The following is a 19,047-nucleotide window of genomic DNA, read 5'->3' as shown; positions in this document are numbered from 1 at the left end:
GATAATGCAGGGCAAGAGGCTGCCCCCATCCACCCGTCACCCCGGACTTGTTCCGGGGTCCACCGTGCCGCAGGCTCGTCGTCTCCAATCAGGCCCATCCCCTCGCCGCGAAGTGGACCCCGGAACAAGTCCGGGGTGACGGCATGGGTAAGATGCCGCAGCGACGGATCGCGGCTTGGCGACGTCGACGATCTTGTTTCCGGGGCGCTCGACCATGGCCGCTGACGCCCCCATCCTCGTCACCGGCGGCGCCGGCTTCATCGGCTCGAACATCGCCGACCGGCTCGCGGGCGACGGCCACGACGTGATCGTCTACGATGCGCTCAGCCGCCCCGGCGTCGAGCGCAACCTGCGCTGGCTGCAGGAGCGGCACGGCACGCGCATCACCGCGATCCGCGCCGACGTGCGCGACGCCGACGCGCTCGGCCGCGCGGTCGCCGAGGCGCAGGCGGTCTTCCACATGGCGGCGCAGGTCGCCGTCACCACCAGCATGGACGACCCGCGCGCCGATCTCGAGATCAACATCCTCGGTACCTTCAACCTGCTCGAGGCGCTGCGCCGCAAGCCCGGCACGCCGCTGGTCTTCGCTTCGACCAACAAGGTCTATGGCGACCTCGGCGATCTCGCCTTCTCGCGCACCGGCGACGCTTATGCGCCGATCGACGATCAGGTGCGCAGCCACGGTATCGGCGAGAGCCGCCCGCTCGATTTCCACACGCCCTATGGCGTGTCGAAGGGCGCCGCCGACCAATATGTCCTCGATTACGCACGCAGCTACGCCGTTCCCGCCGCGGTGCTGCGGATGAGCTGCATTTACGGCCAGCGCCAGATGGGCACCGAGGATCAGGGCTGGGTCGCGCATTTCCTGATCCGCGCGCTCGAAGGCCGGCCTATCACGTTGTACGGCGACGGCTATCAGGTTCGCGACATCCTCGACGTCTCCAATGCGGTCGACGCCTATGTCCGCGCGTGGCAGCGGATCGATCAGGTCGGGGGCAAGGCGTTCAACCTCGGCGGCGGCCCCGCCAATGCGATCTCGTTGCGCGTCCTGCTCGCGCATATCGGCACGCTGATCGGCCGCGAGGTCGTCGTCCACGCCTCAGACTGGCGGGCGGGCGACCAGCGTTATTTCGTCGCCGACACCCGCGCCGCCGACGCCGCGCTCGGCTTGTCCGCCAAGGTGCCGTGGCGCGACGGCGTCGCCGCGCTCGCCCGCTGGCTCGCCACCGAACGTGGCCTCGACGTTTCCCTCCCCGAGGCGATACCCGTGGCGGCGGAATGAAGCTGCTGCTCACCACCGACGCGGTCGGCGGCGTCTGGCACTATACCGCCGAACTGGCGACCGCGCTGGCGGCGCGCGGCGTCGAATGCATCGTCGCCGTCCTTGGCCCCCCGCCGACCGCCGACCAGCGCGCGATGCTCGATCTGCCCTCGGCACCGGCGCAACTGCCCGAGCCGACCGCTTCCACCTCCGATGTGCTCCCGCGCAGGCGGGAGCCCAGGGCCACAAGCGGTACGCTCGACAATCCTGGATTCCCGCCTGCGCGGGAACACATCGGCCCGCAGCAACCCGCTCCGATCACCCTCCTCGTCACCGACCTCCCGCTCGACTGGACCTGCACCGAGGCCGCCCCCGTCCGCGCCGCCGGCCACGCCATCGCCGCGCTTGCCGCCGCGCATCGCGTCGACCTCGTCCACTACAACATGCCGACGCTCGCCGCCGCCGCACCGCTGCCGATCCCCGCGATCGCGGTCGCGCACGGCTGCGTCTCGACCTGGTGGGAGGCGGCGCGCGACACGCCGCTGGCCGACACCTATCACTGGCACCGCACGCTCACCGGCGACGGCCTGCGCGCGGTCGATCGCGTCGTCGCACCCACCGCCGCTTATGCCGACATCGTCGCGCGCCATTATCACCTGACCCAGCCTGTGCTCGCCATCCACAACGGCCGCACGCCCGCCCGCGCATTCGATCCCGCCGCACCCGTCGCCGATCTCGCGCTGACCGTCGGCCGGCTGTGGGACGGGGTCAAGAACGCCGCTTTGCTCGACCGTGCCGCCGCGCGCCTGCCGATCCCGTTCCTCGCCGCCGGCGCCGTGCGCGGGCCGCATGGCGAGACGATCCGCCTTCAGCATCTGCGTGAGCTCGGCCATCTCTCGGGCGATCAGCTCGCCGCGCATCTCGCCCGCCGGCCGATCTTCGTCTCCGCCGCCCGCTTCGAACCCTTCGGCCTCGCCGTGCTCGAAGCCGCGCAGGCGGGTTGCGCGCTCGTCCTCGCCGATATCCCGACCTTCCGCGAATTGTGGGACGGCGCCGCGCAGTTCGTCGCGCCGCAAGACGATGGCGACGGCTGGTGCCGCGCGATCGAAGCGCTGGTCCACGACCGCAGCGGCCGCGCCGCCCTCGGCGAGGCGGCGCGCGCCCGCGCCGCGCGCTACACCCCCGACGCGATCGCCGATCGCATGCTCGCGCTCTACCGCGCGACGATCGCCTCGCACCCGAATGCCCGGAAAGCCGCCGCATGAAGATCGTCTATTTCACCCACAGCCTCGCCTCCTGCTGGAACCACGGCAACGCCCATTTCCTGCGCGGCGTGCTCAGCGAGCTGATCGCGCGCGAGCATGACGTGCGCGTCTACGCGCCGGAGAATGCGTGGAGTCTCGCCAATCTCGTCGCCGATCACGGTCCCGAGGGACTCGACGCCTATCGCACTGCCTATCCCGAACTCGGTTCGGTCAGCTATCCCACCGGCGTCGATGTCGCCGAAATGGTCGACGGCGCCGATCTCGTCCTCGTCCACGAATGGAACGATCATGCGCTGGTCGCGGAGATCGGTCGCCTGCGAAAGGGCGGCGCACCCTGGACTCTGCTGTTCCACGACACCCACCATCGTGCGGTCAGCGAGCCCGACCAGATGCGCGCCTATGACCTGTCCGGCTATGATGGCGTGCTCGCCTTCGGCGAGACGCTGAGTGAGGTCTATCGCGGCTGGGGCTGGGGCGGGCGCGTCTGGACCTGGCACGAGGCCGCCGACATCCGCCGTTTCCATCCGCCGGCGCACGAGGGGCCGCGCGACGGCCTCGTCTGGATCGGCAATTGGGGCGACGGCGAACGGACCGAGGAACTCGAAACCTATCTGTTCGAGCCGAGCCGCGCGGCGGGGCTCGCCCTCGACATCTACGGCGTCCGCTATCCGCAGGCGGCGCAGGACACGCTCGCCCGCTACGGCATCGCCTATCACGGCTGGGCGCCCAATGCCGCCGCGCCGGCGCTGTTCGCCAGCGCATTGGCGACCGTCCACGTGCCCCGCCGCTATTATGCGACGATCCTGCCCGGCATCCCGACGATCCGGGTGTTCGAGGCGCTCGCCTGCGGCATCCCCTTGGTCTCCGCCCCGTGGCAGGACACCGAAGGATTATTTCGCATAAACAAAGACTTACTCATGGTCGACTCGGGCGAGGCGATGACCCGGGCGCTACGCGATATACGCGAAGATAGTGAACTTAGGGCCGCGCTCGTCGCCGCCGGCCGCGAGACGATCCTCGCCCGCCACACCTGCGCGCACCGCGTCGACGAGCTGCTCGCCATCGTCGCCCGGCTTCGCACCCCCGCCCGCAAGGACGCAGCATGAAGATCGCCTTCTACGGCTCCAGCCTCGTCTCCAGCTACTGGAACGGCGCCGCGACCTACTATCGCGGCATCCTCAAGGCGCTCCACGCCCGCGGCTATGCCATCACCTTCTACGAGCCCGACGCCTTCGACCGCCAGCAGCACCGCGACATCGACCCGCCGCCCTATGCCAGGTCTGTCGTCTACCCCGCGACGACCGAGGCGATGAACGCCGTCCTCGCCGAAGCCGCCGATGCCGACATCGTCGTCAAGGCCAATGGCGTCGGCGTCTTCGACGCCGAACTGCTCGCCGGCATCCTTCGCCACGCTCGCCCCGACGCGCTCAGGATCTTCTGGGACGTCGATGCCGCCGCGACGCTCGACGAGATGCGCGCCGACGCCTCGCATCCCGTGCTGAAGGCGCTGCCCGCGCTCGACATGGTGCTGACCTATGGCGGCGGCCCGCCGGTGATCGACGCCTATACCGGCTTCGGCGCGGCACGCTGCATCCCGGTCTACAATGCGCTCGACCCCGACACGCACCACCCGGTGCCGCGCGACGCACGCTTCGCCTACGACCTCGCCTTCCTCGGCAACCGGCTGCCCGACCGCGAGGCGCGGGTCGAGGAGTTCTTCCTCCGCCCCGCCGCGCACCTGCCCGGCGAGAGCTTCCTGATCGGCGGCAACGGCTGGGAGAGCAAGGCGATGCCGGCCAACGTCCGTCACCGCGGCCACGTCTACACCGCCGAGCACAATGCCTTCAACTGCACCCCCCGCGCCGTGCTCAACGTCGCCCGCGACAGCATGGCGCATATCGGCTTCTCGCCCGCCACCCGCGTGTTCGAGGCGGCGGGCGCCGCCGCCTGCCTGATCACCGACGCCTGGGAGGGGATCGAGCAATTCCTCATCCCCGATCGCGAGGTGCTCGTCGCCCGCGACGGGCAGGACGTCGCCGACCATCTCGCCGCGCTCACCCCCGCACGCGCCGAGGCGATCGGCGCCGCCGCCCGTGCCCGCGTCCTCGCCGAACACACCTACGACCTGCGCGCCGAACAGGTCGACGCCTTGTTCAAGGCGCATCGCGCGAAGCAGCCGGCATGAGGCTCGTCGTCCTTGGTCTCAGCCTCGGGTCGTCGTGGGGCAATGGCCACGCCACCACCTTCCGCGCCTTGCTCAAGGCCTATGCGGCACGCGGCCACGACATCCTGTTCCTGGAGCGCGAAGTCCCCTGGTACGCCGGCGACCACCGCGACCTGATCGATCCCGGCTTCTGCGCGCTGGCCTATTACCGCGACCTCGCCGACCTCACCCGCTGGCAGCCGCAGATCGCCGCCGCCGACGCGGTGATCGTCGGCTCCTACGTCCCCGAAGGCGTCGCGGTCGGCCGCTACGTGCAGCGGCAGGCAAGGGGCATCACCGCCTTCTACGACATCGACACCCCGGTCACGCTCGCCAAGCTCGCCCGCGGCGACTTCGAATATCTCGATCCGGCGATCATCCCCGATTACGACGTCTATCTCAGCTTCACCGGAGGCCCGACGCTCGACCGGCTGGAACGCGACTTCGGCTCGCCCGCCGCCCGCGCCCTGTTCTGCTCGGTCGACACCGCCGCCTATCGCCCGCTCGACGTGCCCGAGCGCTGGGACCTCAGCTATCTTGGCACCTACAGCGACGATCGCCAGCCGACGCTCACCCGTCTGCTGATCGACGTCGCCCGCGCCCAGCCGCAGCGGCGCTTCGCCGTCGCCGGCCCGCAATATCCCGCCGACGTCGACTGGCCGGCGAACGTCGAGCGGATCGAGCATCTCCCGCCCGCCGACCACGCCGCTTTCTATTCCGCCTCGCGCTTCACGCTCAACGTCACCCGCGCCGACATGATTGCCGCCGGCTGGTCGCCCTCGGTGCGCCTGTTCGAGGCGGCGGCCTGCGGCACGCCGATCATCTCGGACCGCTGGCCGGGGCTCGACGCGATCCTCGCCGACGGCCGCGAGATCATCCTCGCCGACACCGGTGCCGACGTCGCCGCCGCGCTCGACCGCGACGCCGCTGCGATCGGCCGCGCGGCGCGGACGCGCGTGCTCGCCGAACATGGCGCCGATACGCGCGCCGCCCAGCTCGAAGCGTATCTCGACACCGATCCGCGCACGGCTCGCCATCGCGATAGGCATGCTTCCGACGCCGGCTTGCGCGGCGACGTGAAGCTTGCGATGGAACGTTACGCCACCGATTCCTGTTAGAGTGTGTTGATGAGAGACGATCCGACGGACACCGTGCAGACCCAGGACGATCTCGGTCAATTTCCGCGGACCGGCCGCTTCCTCATGGGGCGTAGCCGCATGCGGATGACGCTGGAGGAGCGTCGGGTGCTCGAGGACGCGGCGACGACGGTGAAGGATTATCCGGCGCGCCACCACCTCGTCCGGCGCGGCGAGCCGGTCGAGACCAGCATGATGTTGATCGAGGGCTACGTCACCCGCTACATGGACGATCGCGAGGGCTATCGGCAGCTCGTCTCGGTCCATATCCCGGGCGATTTCGTCGATCTCCATGGCTTCCCGACCGGCCGCCTCGATCATGACATCGGCACGCTCGGCCCGGTCAAGATGGCGCTGTTCGATCATCAGACGCTGGTCGGCATCACCGAACAGCATCCCGCCCTGACCCGCTTCCTGTGGTTCGCAACCCTGATCGACGCGGCGATGCATCGCGAATGGATCTTCCGTCTCGGCCGTCTCGGCGCCGAGGGCCGGCTCGCGCACTTCTTCTGCGAGCTTTACGCGCGGCTGGAGATGGTTGGACTGGCGCGGGACGGCAAGTTCGACCTGCCGCTCACCCAGCCCGATCTCGCCGAGGCGTGTGGGCTGACCGGCGTCCACGTCAACCGCACCTTGCGCACGTTGCGCGAGCGGGCGCTGCTCACGTTCAAGAACGGCCGCGTCGAGATCCTCGATCACCGCGGGCTCTGCGCCGTGGCCGAATTCGCCAGCGACTATCTCTATTCGGATGTCGGCGTTTGGAAGACGGGATGACCTTCGTAGACGAGCAAGCCGGCCGTCCCTATGCCGTCCAGACCGAGGCGGGGATCGTGTCGGTGGAAAACGGGCAGGTGCTGCTGGATGGTCCCGGCGGCGTGGCGGTGGCGATGACCCCCGCGGCCGCCGCGGAGACCGGTCGCCGCCTGCTCGCCGCGGTGCACGCGGCGCAGGCGCAGGCCAATCAGCCGGGGTGACGTGCCGGGATCAGCGGCTATGCTAGGTCGCTGAACGATCCGGAGAACGTCTTGCTGCAATATCTCGTCGCCGCCGCATTCGGCCTGCCCCTCATCGGTGCCGGTACGCTGATCGCCACCGACGCGCTGGCGCAGTCGCCCACGGCCAACCCGCTGCTCACCGAGTGGACCGGCCCCTATGGCGGCGTTCCCCCGTGGGAGAAGGTGAGGCCCGAGCTGTTCCCCGCCGCGTTCGAGGTAGCACTTGCCGAGCGCGCCGCCGACTATCGCCGCATCGCCGACGATCCCGCCGCGCCGACCTTCGCCAATACCTTCGTGCCGATGCAGCTCGCCGGCCAGCGCTACGGCCGGGTGATGACGCTGTTCGGCGTGATGACCGGCAATATGAACAGCCCGGCCTATCAGGCGCTCGACCGCGAATGGTCGCCCAAATTCGCCGCGGCGTCGGACGCGATCACTTTCGATCCCAAGCTCTTCGCGCGGATCGAGGCGGTCTATAAGGCGCGCGCCAAGCTCGATGCGCAGCAGCAGCGGCTGGTGACGCGCACCTATGACAGCTACGTCCGTCAGGGCGCGAAGCTGAATGCGGCGCAGAAGGCGCAGCTTTCGGCCTACAACCAGCAGCTCGCCAGCGCGTTCAGCGACTTCTCCAAGCGCCTGCTCGCCGACGAGGGGACCGCGATCCTCGTCACCGACGAAGCGCAGCTCGCCGGCGTCCCCGACAGCGTCAAGGCAGTCGCCAAGGCCGCCGCCGCCGAACGCGGCCAGACCGGCTGGGCGATCGTCAACACGCGCTCCGCGGTCGATCCCGTGCTCACCTTCGCGAGCGACCGAAACCTGCGCGAGAAGGTGTGGCGCGCCTTCACCAACCGCGGCGACAATGGCGACGCCAACGACACCAATGCGGTGATCGCGCAGATCGTCAAACTGCGCGCCGACCGTGCGCATCTGCTCGGCTTCAGGACGCATGCCGACTGGCGAATGCAGGATACGATGGCGAAGACGCCCGCGGCGGCGATGGACCTGATGCTGCGCGTCTGGCCCGCCGCCAAGGCGCGCGTCGGCGAAGAGGTCCGCGACATGCAGGCGATCGCCGACAAGAGCGGCACGAAGATCACGATCGAGCCGTGGGACTATCGCTTCTATCAGGAGCAGGTGCGCAAGGCCCGCTACAACCTCGATCAGGCGCAGCTCAAACCCTATTTCGAGCTCAACAACATCATCCAGGGTTCGCTCTACGCCGCCAACCGGCTGTACGGGCTGAACTTCAAGGAGATCACCGGCACCGTGCCGGTGTTCGAGCTGAACATGCGCGTCTGGCACGTCACCGACCGCAATGGCAAGGAAGTCGGCCTGTTCTACCGCGACGATTTCGCGCGGACCGGCAAGCGCTCGGGCGCTTGGGCCAACACCTATCGGGGCCAGCGCAACCTCGCGCCCGCGCAAAATGTGCTGTCGTCGAACAACAACAATTTCGCCAAGGGTGCCAAGGGCGAGCCGATCCTCATCAGCCTCGACGATGCGCAGACGTTGTTCCACGAATTCGGCCACGCGATCCACGCGATGCTGCAGAACGTCACCTATCCCGGCCTCGCCGGCACGCCGCGCGACTTCGTCGAATATCCCAGCCAGGTGAACGAGCATTGGCTGCTCACCCGCGACGTGCTCGACAAATATGCGCGCCATTACCAGACCGGGGCGGCGATGCCGCAGGCGCTGCTCGACAAGATCGAGGCGTCGAAAACCTTCAACCAGGGCTTCGCCACCACCGAATATCTGTCCTCGGCGATCGTCGACATGAAGCTGCACACCGTCGCCGACGGGATCGTCGATCCCGACGCATTCGAACGCAAGACGCTCGCCGAGATCGGCATGCCGCGTGAGATCGTGATGCGGCACCGCCTGCCGCAGTTCAATCATCTGTTCTCGTCGGACAGCTATTCGGCGGGCTATTACAGCTATCTGTGGTCGGAGACGATGGACGCCGACACGTTCGCGGCGTTCGAGGAGGCGGGCAGCCCGTGGGACAAGGCGACCGCGGACCGCTTCGCCAAGATCCTGCTGTCGACCGGCAACGAGACCGACCGCGCCAAAGCCTATCGCGCGTTCCGCGGTCGTGACCCCGACGTCAACGCATTGCTGCGCAAGCGCGGTTTCCCCACCGGAGCCGCGAAATGAGCGGCGCGGCGGCGGCGCCGGCGGGCCGGCTCAAGTCGATCCTCGGCGGCTCGGCGGGCAATCTGGTCGAATGGTTCGACTGGTACGTCTATTCCGCGTTCGGCCTGTATTTTGCGCCGCATTTCTTTCCGAAGGGCGATCCCACCGCGCAATTGCTCAACACCGCCGCGGTGTTCGCGGTCGGCTTCGTCATGCGGCCGATCGGCGCGTGGATCATGGGCATCTACGCCGACCGTAAGGGTCGCAAGGCGGGGCTGACGCTGTCGGTGACGCTGATGTGCGCCGGCGCCTTCCTGATCGCGATCTGTCCGAGCTATGCGACGATCGGCTGGGGCGCGCCCGCGCTGCTCGTCTTCGCGCGGCTGATGCAGGGCTTGTCAGTCGGCGGCGAATATGGCGCGAGCGCGGTCTATCTTTCGGAGATGGCGGGGAAGAACCGGCGCGGCTTCTTCTCGTCCTTTCAATATGTCACGCTGATCGCCGGCCAGTTGCTCGCGCTCTTCACGCTGCTGCTGTTGCAGGCGGTGCTGAGCGAGGGGCAGCTCGAGGAATGGGGTTGGCGCCTGCCGTTCGCGCTGGGTGGCCTGCTCGCGATCGTCGTCTTCCGCATCCGTCGCGGGCTGATGGAGACCGAGGCGTTCACCAATGCCAAGGACAAGCCCAAGTCGAGCGGCTGGCTGCTCTTCTCCAAACATCCGCGGCAGGCGGCGACGGTGGTGCTCCTGACCGCCGGCGGTACGCTCGCTTTCTATGCCTATACCACGTACATGCAGAAGTTCCTGGTCAACACCAGCGGCTTCAGCCGCGAGACCGCGACCTGGGTGATGACCGGCGCGCTCGCGCTCTACGCGGCGTTGCAGCCGCTGGCGGGGGCCTTGTCCGACCGGATCGGCCGCCGGCCGCTGATGATCGGCTTCGGCATCGCCGGCGTGCTGGCGACGGTGCCGATCTTCACCGCGCTGGAGACGGTGAAGAACCCCATTGCCGCCTTCGCGCTGGTGATGACCGCGCTGGTGATCGTGACGGGCTATACCGCGATCAACGCGGTGGTGAAGGCGGAGCTGTTCCCCGCGCATATCCGCGCACTCGGCGTCGCCTTGCCCTATGCGCTGGCCAACACCGCGTTCGGCGGCACCGCCGAATATGTCGCGCTGTGGCTCAAGAACGCGCAGATGGAGCGCGCCTTCTACTGGTACGTCACCGCGATGATCGCGGTATCGCTCATCACCTATTGGCGGATGCGCGATACGCAGGCGCACAGCCAGATCGCGGAGGATTGACCCCAATCGTTCGTGCTGAGCCTGTCGAAGGACCTTGAGACTCAAGCCCTTCGAAAGGCTCGGGGCGAACGGCGTGAGACCGGAGAGCGCGAAACATCGCTCACCGCGGCAGTTCGATCGTCGCGCACAGGCCGCCGCCGTCGCGGTTCGCCAGCCGCACGTCGCCGCCCGCCTCGCGCACGATCGTCCGCGCCAGCGCGAGCCCCAGACCGATCCCGCCGGTGTCGCGATTGCGCGACGTCTCCAGCCGGGTGAACGCCTCGAACACGTCGCCCAGCCGTTCCTCCGGAATGCCGGGCCCGCGGTCTGCCACCTCGATCCGCACCATCGTCGTCTCCGCGACCAGCCGCACCTCGGCACCGTCGCCGTATTTCACCGCATTCTCGATCAGGTTCCGGATCGCGCGGCGGATCAGCGACGGTCGCAGCCGCATGCGCAGCCGCTCCGCCTCCTCGAAGGCGACGTCCTGGCCGAGATCGCGGAAATCCTCGACCACCGCATCGACCAGCGCGGCAAGATCGACCTCGGTCAGCGGCTCGCTCGGCCGTCCCATCCGCGCCAGCGACAGGATGTCGTCGAGCGTCCGGTTCATCTCGGCGATCGTGTCCGCCATCCGCGTGCGGTCGGTGTCGTCCTCGACCGATTCGATCCGCACGCGCAGCGCGGCGAGCGGCGTGCGCAGATCGTGCCCGATCGCGCCGAGCATCCGGTCCTTCTCGTCGAGCATGGCGGTGACGCGCAATTGCAGCGCGTTGAACGAGCGCACCAGCCCGACGATATCCGCCGGCCCGTGCTCCTCCACCGCCACCGGCGTCTCGCTGCCGCCGCGGCCGAAGCGCTGCGCCGCCGCGGTCAGCTCGCGCAGCGGTCGGGAGATCCGTCGTGCGATCCACAAGACCGGCAGCAGCACGACGCCGTAGAGGATCAACGTCTGCGCGAACAATCGCCAGAACAGGTGCATGCCGCCAGAGTCGCCCCATGGCACGATCACCGCCAGCCAGCCCGACCGGGGTCGCTCGATCGCGATCAGCAGCGCCTGCTCAGGCCGGTCGCCGTCGCGCCGCGTCCGGCTGGCACGCGCGATGCTGCGGCCGAGCACCGCATCGTCCATGGCGGTCCAGTTGCGCACGCCCGTATCGATCCGCCCGACCTCGACGCCCTGCTCGCGTAATTGGTCGCGCAATTCGCTCGCCAGTTCGGGCAGACGCGGCAGCCCGGCGGGGATATCGTTGCGGTCGGCACGCCGGATACGGCCATGGTCGCGCGGGATCGGCCGGCCGCCCTGCGCCTCGCGCTCCATCGCATCGGCGATGCGGATCGCGACGGGCCGCGTCGCCTGCGCCAGTCGAAACGCCGCGCGCTCGCGCAGCGCCAGTCCGAAATTCACCGCCTGCGCGACGAACAACGCCAGCGCGATCAGGACCGCCATTTGCCCGGCAAGGCTGCGCGGCCAGAGTCTCACGGCGTCGGCCTCACAGGCGGGTGACTTCCGCGGCCAGCGTATAGCCGCCGCCCCATACCGTCTTGATGATCTCGGGCAGCTTGGCATCCGCCTCGATCTTGCGGCGCAGGCGGCTGATCTGGTTGTCGATCGCGCGATCGAACGCCGCCGCCTCGCGCCCCTGCGTCAGGTCGAGCAACTGGTCGCGGGTCAACACCTGCCGCGGCCGCGTCACCAGCGCGAGCAGCAGATTGTATTCGCCGGTCGACAGCGGCACCGACACGCCCTCGCGATCGACCAGCGCACGCTCGCCGGTCTTGAGCACCCAGCCGGCGAAGGCATAGGAGCCGCTTTCCGGCGCATGCTGGCGCGCGCCGCCAGCGGTCAGCCGCCGCAGCACCACCTTGACCCGCGTCGCCAGCTCGCGCGGCGAGAAGGGTTTCACGACATAATCGTCGGCGCCCATCTCCAGCCCGACGATCCGGTCGGTTTCCTCCGCCTTGGCGGTGAGCAGGATGACGGGCGTATCGCTGGTCGCCGCGATATGCCGGCACAGCGACAGGCCGTCCTCGCCGGGCATCATCACGTCGAGGATGACGAGATCGATCGCATAAGCGGCGAGCCGCGTCCGCGCGCTCTCCGCATCCGCCGCCTGGGTGACGCGAAACCCCTGTTTGGTCAGATATTGCGCGAGCGGTTCGCGGATCGAACGCTCGTCGTCGACGAGCAGCAGGTGCGGCATGTCTCCCATCGGTTCGGCATTAGCCACGGCGCGCCCTTCCTGCAAAGTCCGGGCGGACAATCGCCCGCCCGGTCAAGATGTTACTGTGCCGGCGGGGCGGGCGGGGGCATGTCGCCGCCGCCGCGCGGACCGCGCGTCGGTCGCGCCGCGGCGAGTTCGGCTGCGTCGAGCTTGCCGTCATGATTGGCGTCGAGCCGGTCAAAGCGTTTGGCCGCCCGATCGAGCGCGTCGGCACGCGTCATCTCCCGGTCGCCACCGGCGCGCATGCCGCCGCCGCCCCGCGCTCCCTCACCGCCGCCGCGTTGCGCGCGCATCGCCTCGCGCGCCGCGTCGCGCTCCTCGGGCGTCACTTTGCCGTCCTTGTTGGTATCCATCGCGGCGAAGCGCGCTTCCGCCTCGGCGATCATCTCCGCCCGCGTGATGACGCCGTCGTGGTTCGCGTCCAGCCGCATCATCCCGCCGCCGGGCGGTGGGGCAGGGGGCATGGTCTGCGCGACCGCACCCGTCGCCAACAACCCGCTCGCGATCGCAGGCCCGAACCGCATCGATATCATGACGTCCTCCACCCCCGGCGGGCCGATCCCTGCCGCATCATCTCCTTATGGCCGCTGCATGTCGCGGCCGTGTGTCCCGGGGGCCGGAATTTGTCGCAATCTGTCGCATGCGGCGGTCGCTGATCGCGTCAGGCGAACACCGCGACGCTCTGCATCTGCTCGGCGACCGGCGTTCCGTCCGTCGCCCAGATCGCCATCGCCTGGCTCGAACTGCCCGCCGACGCATAATCGCTCGTCGAGCGCAGCAGCCACCAGCCGTCGTCGGTCGTCGGCGCTTCGCCCAGCAGGTTGAGCTGCCACGTCATCGAACTCACCGGCGCCGGCCGGCCGAGCAGCTTCAGCGCCACCGGCGGCAGGCAATCCGCCACCGCGAGCAGCGCGACCAGCGGATGCACGCCGTCGCGGTCGCGCAGCCGCACCCAGCGCAGCCATTCGGCCCCATCGGCGTCATGCCGGTCGACCATGTCGAAATGCTGCGAAAAGGCGACCGCCGGATGGCCGCGCAAGATCGTGTCCGCCGGTCCCGGCGGGGCGACGTGCGGCGCGCGGCCGACCCGATGCTCCACCCCCGACTCGACCGCGCGCATGAAGACGAAGGTCGCGCGCAACCCCAGGCCTGCCTCGCCCGACACGTCCGCCTGCACGAACGCCGCGTTGCGCCCGCGGCGCAGCACCTCGGCGCGCACCGTGATCGCGCCGCTCAGCGGCCCGACGAACGCCACCAGCGCCGAACGCAGCGGCGGCAGGTCAACGTCCGCGCCCATCGCCGCATGCAGCGCCAGCGCCGCGGACAGCCCGCCATAGGCCGTCCGCCCCTGCAACCACGTATCCGGCACCGTGCCGCGCCAGCCCTGCGCCGCCGGCTCCAGTCCGGCGATCACCGCGCCGAGCGTCGTCACCGCAGCGCCCTGTCGTCGAACAGCCCGAACAGCAAGGTCGAGGCATACATCGCCACGGCGCGTTCGCGCGGCATCGCCGCCGCCCATTTCCGCATGTCGAACGCGGCATTCTGCAACGCCATCAGCGCCTGCGCCGCGACCAGCGCGTCGACCGCGCGGATCGACCCTTCGGCGATGCCGTCCATCATCGTGCCGGCAAAGCGGCGCGCGATCCGGTTCGACCGGTCGACCATCGCGGTGCGCACCACACCGGGCAGCCCCGACAACGCGGTCGTGCGCAGCAGCGGCGTCCGCTCGGCGAACTGCACGTCGAGCAAAGTCGCGATCGTGCTCGCCAGCCGCTGCCAATGCGTCCCGCCCGCCGCGTCGGCGAGCCGCTGCGCGTCGGAGATCGTGTCGAAGCTGCGCCGGTAGCAGGCGATGACCAGATCGTCCTTGGCGTCGAGATGATGGTAGAAGCTGCCCTTGGTGACGTTGAGCTCCGCCGCGATCCGCTGCACCGAGGCGCCACGATAGCCGAGCTCGTTGATCAGCCGCGTCGCCGCCAGCAGGAACGCCGCGCGCCCGGGCTCGCTCTCCTCGTGGGTCAGGTCGATGGGTTGCGGCGCCCAGCGACCGTCCGGCACGGCGATGCCGTGGTCGAACACGTCCATCAGCCGCGCCTCGACCCGCGCATATTGATCGGGCTCGTAGCGGACCAGCCACACCGGCAGCCAGAAGGTGTTCTCGAGCAGCACGTGCGCCCGCGCACCGAACAGGTCGGTCTCGGCACGATTGGCCGGCGGACCCCACAGGCCGCGCGTCCGCCGGAACACTTCGCGCCAGCGATTCATCAATCGGGTACGGTTCGGCTCCTCGGTGGCGCGCAGGTCCGACAGGACCGCCATCGCGCGTTCCTCGCCGCGCTGCACCCGTGCGAGCCGCTCCATGTTGAGCGCGAGATAGCGCCGCACGCGCTCGCGCGGGGTCGCCGCATGTCCCGCCTCGTCGATCATCGCCAGCAGCTGGTCGAGCGTATGCTCGAACGCCGCCGCCGCCAGATCTTCCTTGCGCTTGAAGTAATAGGTGACGCTGGTGGTGTTGAGCCCGACGCGCCGCGCCACGTCGGCGAAGGTCATTCCCTTCGCGCTCTGCTCGTTGATCGCCTCGGCGGCGGCGGACAGGATCGCGTCGCGTTTCGCGCGGAAACGCTTCGTCCCCTGTTCCTCGTCTCCCGTGGCGCTGCCGGCGTCCGCCTCCGTCTCATCCATCCCGCCCGTCTACCAAGGCCGGTTTAGAAGAAACAGTGTTTTCTCCATCGCCCGGGATCAGGCGTGAAAAACGCCCGGTTCGTCCCCTCCCGCCACTTTACCGAATGTGCGGTACGGCCTAGACCATGTGCAGACACGTCGGAGAGGGGCGCATGGACTTCACGCTGAGCGAACGCGAAACCTATTTCCGCGACCGGGTGCGCGCCTTCATCGATCAGGAGATCCGCCCGCGCCAGGCCGAGCATGACGCGCAGGCGCATGCCGGCGAGCGGTGGAAGGTGATCCCGGTCATCGAAGCGTGCAAGGAAAAGGCGAAGGCGGCGGGCCTGTGGAATTTCTTCATGCCGCCCAATTCCGGCCAGACGCACGTCGACGACAGTTTCGAATTCGAGGGGACGCAGCTCACCAACCTCGAATATGCCCTGTGCGCCGAGGAGATGGGCAAGGTCGACTGGGCGTCGGAGGTGTTCAACTGCTCCGCCCCCGACACCGGCAACATGGAGGTGTTCCACCGCTACGGCACGCGCGCGCAGAAGGAGCGCTGGCTCGGCCCGCTGATGCGCGGCGAGATCCGCTCGGCCTTCCTGATGACCGAGCCGGCGGTCGCCTCGTCCGACGCCACCAATATCGAGACGTCGATGGTGCGTGACGGCGATCATTACGTCATCACCGGCCGCAAATGGTGGTCGTCCGGGGTCGGCGATCCGCGCTGCAAGGTCGCGATCGTGATGGGCAAGACCGACACGTCGGCCAAGCGCCATGCGCAGCAGAGCATGATCCTGATGCCGATGGAAGCGCCCGGCGTGACGATCGAGCGGATGCTCAGCGTCTATGGCTACGACCACGCGCCGCACGGCCATGGCGAGGTGGTGATGAAGGACGTGCGCGTGCCGGTGGAGAACGTGCTGCTCGGCGAGGGCAGGGGGTTCGAGATCGCGCAGGGGCGGCTCGGGCCGGGGCGCATCCATCACTGCATGCGCACGATCGGCGTTGCCGAGACGGCAATCGAGGCGATGGCCAAGCGGCTGCTGTCGCGCGTCGCCTTCGGCAAGCGGATCGCCGACCATTCGGTGTGGGAACAGCGGATCGCCAAGGCGCGCATCGATATCGAGATGACGCGGCTGCTATGCCTCAAGGCGGCGGACATGATGGACAAGGCGGGCAACAAATCGGCGCAGCTCGAGATCGCGATGATCAAGGTCGCCGCGCCCAATATGGCGCTGCAGATCCTCGACGACGCGATCCAGGCGCATGGCGGCGGCGGCGTGTCGCAGGATTTCCATCTCGCCCACGCCTGGGCGGCGATGCGCACGCTGCGCTTCGCCGACGGACCGGACGAGGTCCACAATCGCGCGATCGCGCGGGCGGAGTTCGGCAAATACGGCGACTATGCAGCCGAGCGGCCGGTGCGGTAACCGACCTCACCCTTCCGACGCTTCGCGTCTCCCTCCCTCTCCCGGCGGGAGAGGGAAGAGCCGGCGGAGCCGGCGAAGGGTGAGGGTGCGCGCGATCCGCTGATTGCGAAAGGAACATCCCATGAAAGCCGCCATCCTCTTCGAACCCAAACAACCGCTCGGCATCGAGGAGGTCACCGTCTCGGCGCCTGCCGCACACGAAGTTCTCATCCGCACCGCCGCGGTCGGCGTCTGCCGGTCCGACCTGCATTTCGTCGACGGCATCTACCCGCATGCATTGCCGACGATACCCGGCCACGAGGCCGCCGGCGTCGTTGAGGCGATCGGCAGCGAGGTGCGCACGGTCAAGGTCGGCGACCACGTCGTCACCTGCCTGTCGGCCTATTGCGGCCAGTGCGAATTTTGCGTCACCGGCCGCATGGCGCTGTGCGTCGACGCCGCCGTCCGCCGTCCCAAGGGGGCGCCGCCGCGGCTGATGCTCGGCGACCGGCCGGTCGCGCAGATGCTCAACCTGTCGGCCTATGCCGAACAGATGCTGATCCACGAACACGCCTGCGTCGCGATCGACCGCGACATGCCGCTCGACCGCGCGGCGTTGCTCGGCTGCGCGGTGACCACCGGCGCGGGCGCGGTATTCAACACAACCGACGTGACGCCCGGTGAGACGGTGTGCGTCGTCGGCTGCGGCGGCATCGGCCTCGCCGCGGTCAACGCCGCGAAGATCGCGGGCGCGGGCAAGATCATCGCGCTCGATCCGGTGGCGGAGAAGCGCGCGCTCGCCGAAAAGCTCGGCGCGACGCACAGTATCGACGCCGCCTCGCCGACCGCGGCAGACGAGGTGATCGAACTCACCCGCGGCGGCGTCCATCACGCGATCGAGGCGGTCGGCCGGCCGCAGAGCGCCGCCACCGCGGTCAAGGTGCTGCGCCGCGGCGGCACCGCGACGATCCTCGGCATGCTGCCGCCGAGCGAGTCGGTCGGCCTGTCGGCGATCGACCTGCTCTCGGGCAAGAAGCTGCAGGGCGGACTGATGGGCAGCAACCGTTTCCCGGTCGACATCCCGCGCCTCGTCGACTTCTACATGCGCGGCGCACTCGATCTCGACACGATCATCGCCGAGCGCCTGCCGCTGGAGCGGATCAACCATGCCTTCGCCGAACTCCGCAAGGGCGACGCGACGCGCACCGTGATCACCTTCGGGTGAGCGACACGCTCGCCGAATTCCGCCCGTCACCCCGGACTTGTTCCGGGGTCCACCGGGCAACGGGAGAATGGCGCGCGGCATGCACGGCGCGCCTCGCCGCAGAGTGGACCCCGGAACGAGTCCGGGGTGACGGGTTGGGCGAGGACATTTCGCGGCCTTTGCCCGGCCGCCAGCAAACCACGGGAACCGGACGATAACATGACCGACACCATCCCCGTCGCCGACAAGGACCGCCTCGATGAGGCGAAACTCACCGCGTGGATGGAGGCGAACGTCGCCGGCTTCTCCGGTCCGCTGACCTACGCCAAATTCGCCGGCGGCCAGTCCAACCCGACCTATCGGATCGACAGCCCGTCGGGCGCCTATGTGCTGCGCCGCAAGCCGTTCGGCACGCTGCTCCCGTCGGCGCATGCGGTCGACCGCGAATATCGCCTGATCGCCGGTCTCCATCCCACCGGCTTCCCCGTCGCCAGACCCTATGGCCTATGTACCGACGAGCGCGTCGTCGGCGCGATGTTCTACGTGATGGCGCTGGTCGAGGGCCGCAACCTGTGGGACGGCACGCTCCCCGATTACGCCCCGGCCGAGCGCACCGGCCTCTACAATGCGATGGTCGACACGCTCGCCGACCTGCACAATACCGACCACGTCGCCGCCGGCCTCGGCGATTACGGCAAGCCCGGCAATTATTTCGCGCGGCAGGTCGAACGTTGGACGAAACAATATCGCGCCAGCGAAACCGAACTTATGCCCGAGGTCGAACGCCTCATCGCCTTCCTGCCGCGCACCGTCCCCGAACAGACGCGCACGTCGATCGTCCACGGCGACTATCGCATCGACAATATGATCTTCCACGCCACCGAGCCGCGGGTCGTCGCGGTGCTCGACTGGGAGCTGTCGACGCTCGGCGATCCGCTCGCCGATTTTTCCTATTTCCTGATGAGCTGGGTCACCGAGCCCGAGGGGCGATCGGGCGTGAAGGGGCAGACCGGGCCGGAGACGGGCATCCCGACGATCGAGGATATGGTGGACCGCTATTGCGCGCGCACCGGCCGCGACGGCGTTCCCGATCTCAACTGGTATTTCGCCTACAATCTCTTCCGCCTGACCGGCATCGTCCAGGGCATCAAGAAGCGGATCGTCGATGGCACCGCGTCGAGCGCGCAGGCGGAACGGTCGGCGGCGCAGGTTCATCGCCTCGCCGCGGCGAGCTGGCATTTCGCGCAAGCCGCAGGAGCCTGACGC

At 68.8% G+C, this 19,047-nt stretch carries 17 protein-coding genes; 12 read left to right on the top strand and 5 right to left on the bottom strand.

The window, feature by feature from the left end:
* Positions 1-214 precede the first annotated feature (214 nt).
* From AC07UH_RS10115 to AC07UH_RS10075, 9 genes are read left to right on the top strand one after another with little or no spacing between them, the layout of a single operon-like run.
* Complete coding sequence (locus AC07UH_RS10115; RefSeq protein WP_495179930.1) at positions 215-1,282, top strand: SDR family NAD(P)-dependent oxidoreductase; 1,068 nt, start codon at positions 215-217, stop codon at positions 1,280-1,282.
* Entirely contained in the window at positions 1,279-2,526 is a 1,248-nt protein-coding gene (locus AC07UH_RS10110; protein ID WP_495179931.1) for a glycosyltransferase family 4 protein, read from the top strand. The genes AC07UH_RS10115 and AC07UH_RS10110 overlap by 4 nt, the downstream gene beginning before the upstream one ends.
* A complete protein-coding gene (locus AC07UH_RS10105; RefSeq protein WP_495179932.1) occupies positions 2,523-3,632 on the top strand; it encodes a CgeB family protein in 1,110 nt (369 codons plus the stop codon). The genes AC07UH_RS10110 and AC07UH_RS10105 overlap by 4 nt, the downstream gene beginning before the upstream one ends.
* Positions 3,629-4,711 carry a CgeB family protein gene (locus AC07UH_RS10100; protein WP_495179933.1) on the top strand — a complete coding sequence of 361 codons (1,083 nt, stop codon included), beginning with the start codon at positions 3,629-3,631 and terminating at the stop codon, positions 4,709-4,711. The genes AC07UH_RS10105 and AC07UH_RS10100 overlap by 4 nt, the downstream gene beginning before the upstream one ends.
* Positions 4,708-5,847 carry a CgeB family protein gene (locus AC07UH_RS10095; protein ID WP_495179934.1) on the top strand — a complete coding sequence of 380 codons (1,140 nt, stop codon included), beginning with the start codon at positions 4,708-4,710 and terminating at the stop codon, positions 5,845-5,847. The genes AC07UH_RS10100 and AC07UH_RS10095 overlap by 4 nt, the downstream gene beginning before the upstream one ends.
* A 9-nt stretch (positions 5,848-5,856) precedes the next feature.
* Positions 5,857-6,639 carry a Crp/Fnr family transcriptional regulator gene (locus AC07UH_RS10090; RefSeq protein ID WP_495179935.1) on the top strand — a complete coding sequence of 261 codons (783 nt, stop codon included), beginning with the start codon at positions 5,857-5,859 and terminating at the stop codon, positions 6,637-6,639.
* Positions 6,636-6,839 (top strand): hypothetical protein, encoded by a 204-nt coding sequence (locus AC07UH_RS10085; RefSeq protein ID WP_495179936.1) that lies wholly within the window; start codon positions 6,636-6,638, stop codon positions 6,837-6,839. Before AC07UH_RS10090 ends, AC07UH_RS10085 begins: the two co-directional genes overlap by 4 nt.
* 51 nt (positions 6,840-6,890) lie before the next feature.
* A complete protein-coding gene (locus tag AC07UH_RS10080) occupies positions 6,891-9,017 on the top strand; it encodes a M3 family metallopeptidase (RefSeq protein ID WP_495179937.1) in 2,127 nt (708 codons plus the stop codon).
* Positions 9,014-10,297, top strand: coding sequence for an MFS transporter (locus AC07UH_RS10075; RefSeq protein WP_495179938.1), 1,284 nt, complete (start codon positions 9,014-9,016; stop codon positions 10,295-10,297). The genes AC07UH_RS10080 and AC07UH_RS10075 overlap by 4 nt, the downstream gene beginning before the upstream one ends.
* Positions 10,298-10,397: 100 nt before the next feature.
* Here the strand turns inward: AC07UH_RS10075 and AC07UH_RS10070 are convergent, their stop codons facing one another.
* The 5 genes from AC07UH_RS10070 to AC07UH_RS10050 form a co-directional block, all read right to left on the bottom strand.
* Positions 10,398-11,726, bottom strand: a complete 1,329-nt coding sequence (locus AC07UH_RS10070; protein WP_495180473.1) for a sensor histidine kinase — start codon at positions 11,724-11,726, stop codon at positions 10,398-10,400.
* A 43-nt stretch (positions 11,727-11,769) separates the two neighbouring features.
* Positions 11,770-12,489, bottom strand: a complete 720-nt coding sequence (locus AC07UH_RS10065; protein ID WP_038660416.1) for a response regulator — start codon at positions 12,487-12,489, stop codon at positions 11,770-11,772.
* Between the two features lie 71 nt (positions 12,490-12,560).
* Positions 12,561-13,034 (bottom strand): EF-hand domain-containing protein, encoded by a 474-nt coding sequence (locus AC07UH_RS10060; RefSeq protein WP_495179939.1) that lies wholly within the window; start codon positions 13,032-13,034, stop codon positions 12,561-12,563.
* A gap of 128 nt (positions 13,035-13,162) precedes the next feature.
* Complete coding sequence (locus tag AC07UH_RS10055; RefSeq protein WP_495179940.1) at positions 13,163-13,933, bottom strand: thioesterase family protein; 771 nt, start codon at positions 13,931-13,933, stop codon at positions 13,163-13,165.
* On the bottom strand, positions 13,930-15,183 hold the full coding sequence (locus tag AC07UH_RS10050; protein ID WP_495179941.1) for a TetR/AcrR family transcriptional regulator: 1,254 nt from the start codon (positions 15,181-15,183) through the stop codon (positions 13,930-13,932). Before AC07UH_RS10050 ends, AC07UH_RS10055 begins: the two co-directional genes overlap by 4 nt.
* A 152-nt stretch (positions 15,184-15,335) precedes the next feature.
* On the opposite strand from AC07UH_RS10050, the gene AC07UH_RS10045 reads away from it, so the two are divergent.
* From AC07UH_RS10045 to AC07UH_RS10035, 3 genes are all read left to right on the top strand, one after another.
* Positions 15,336-16,598: an acyl-CoA dehydrogenase family protein gene (locus AC07UH_RS10045; protein WP_495179942.1), complete on the top strand. Its 1,263-nt coding sequence runs from the start codon at positions 15,336-15,338 to the stop codon at positions 16,596-16,598.
* Positions 16,599-16,719: 121 nt separating this feature from the next.
* Positions 16,720-17,802 carry a Zn-dependent alcohol dehydrogenase gene (locus AC07UH_RS10040; protein WP_495179943.1) on the top strand — a complete coding sequence of 361 codons (1,083 nt, stop codon included), beginning with the start codon at positions 16,720-16,722 and terminating at the stop codon, positions 17,800-17,802.
* Between the two features lie 198 nt (positions 17,803-18,000).
* Positions 18,001-19,044 (top strand): phosphotransferase family protein, encoded by a 1,044-nt coding sequence (locus AC07UH_RS10035; protein WP_495179944.1) that lies wholly within the window; start codon positions 18,001-18,003, stop codon positions 19,042-19,044.
* Positions 19,045-19,047: the final 3 nt, after the last annotated feature.

The organism is Sphingomonas sp. GW821-FHT04B01 (assembly GCF_059420425.1).
Note: the sequence above shows the minus strand (reverse complement) of the source record. Positions and strands in the feature narration are given on the sequence as shown.

Bases quoted from the DNA above. Each gene is read 5' to 3' on its own strand.
- AC07UH_RS10050 (WP_495179941.1), bottom strand. From the start codon at position 15,183: ATGGATGAGACGGAGGCGGACGCCGGCAGCGCCACGGGAGACGAGGAA.
- AC07UH_RS10070 (WP_495180473.1), bottom strand. From the start codon at position 11,726: ATGGCGGTCCTGATCGCGCTGGCGTTGTTCGTCGCGCAGGCGGTGAAT.
- AC07UH_RS10065 (WP_038660416.1), bottom strand. From the start codon at position 12,489: ATGGGAGACATGCCGCACCTGCTGCTCGTCGACGACGAGCGTTCGATC.
- AC07UH_RS10075 (WP_495179938.1), top strand. From the start codon at position 9,014: ATGAGCGGCGCGGCGGCGGCGCCGGCGGGCCGGCTCAAGTCGATCCTC.
- AC07UH_RS10110 (WP_495179931.1), top strand. From the start codon at position 1,279: ATGAAGCTGCTGCTCACCACCGACGCGGTCGGCGGCGTCTGGCACTAT.
- AC07UH_RS10100 (WP_495179933.1), top strand. From the start codon at position 3,629: ATGAAGATCGCCTTCTACGGCTCCAGCCTCGTCTCCAGCTACTGGAAC.
- AC07UH_RS10105 (WP_495179932.1), top strand. From the start codon at position 2,523: ATGAAGATCGTCTATTTCACCCACAGCCTCGCCTCCTGCTGGAACCAC.
- AC07UH_RS10115 (WP_495179930.1), top strand. From the start codon at position 215: ATGGCCGCTGACGCCCCCATCCTCGTCACCGGCGGCGCCGGCTTCATC.
- AC07UH_RS10060 (WP_495179939.1), bottom strand. From the start codon at position 13,034: ATGATATCGATGCGGTTCGGGCCTGCGATCGCGAGCGGGTTGTTGGCG.
- AC07UH_RS10090 (WP_495179935.1), top strand. From the start codon at position 5,857: ATGAGAGACGATCCGACGGACACCGTGCAGACCCAGGACGATCTCGGT.
- AC07UH_RS10040 (WP_495179943.1), top strand. From the start codon at position 16,720: ATGAAAGCCGCCATCCTCTTCGAACCCAAACAACCGCTCGGCATCGAG.
- AC07UH_RS10045 (WP_495179942.1), top strand. From the start codon at position 15,336: ATGGACTTCACGCTGAGCGAACGCGAAACCTATTTCCGCGACCGGGTG.
- AC07UH_RS10095 (WP_495179934.1), top strand. From the start codon at position 4,708: ATGAGGCTCGTCGTCCTTGGTCTCAGCCTCGGGTCGTCGTGGGGCAAT.
- AC07UH_RS10035 (WP_495179944.1), top strand. From the start codon at position 18,001: ATGACCGACACCATCCCCGTCGCCGACAAGGACCGCCTCGATGAGGCG.
- AC07UH_RS10085 (WP_495179936.1), top strand. From the start codon at position 6,636: ATGACCTTCGTAGACGAGCAAGCCGGCCGTCCCTATGCCGTCCAGACC.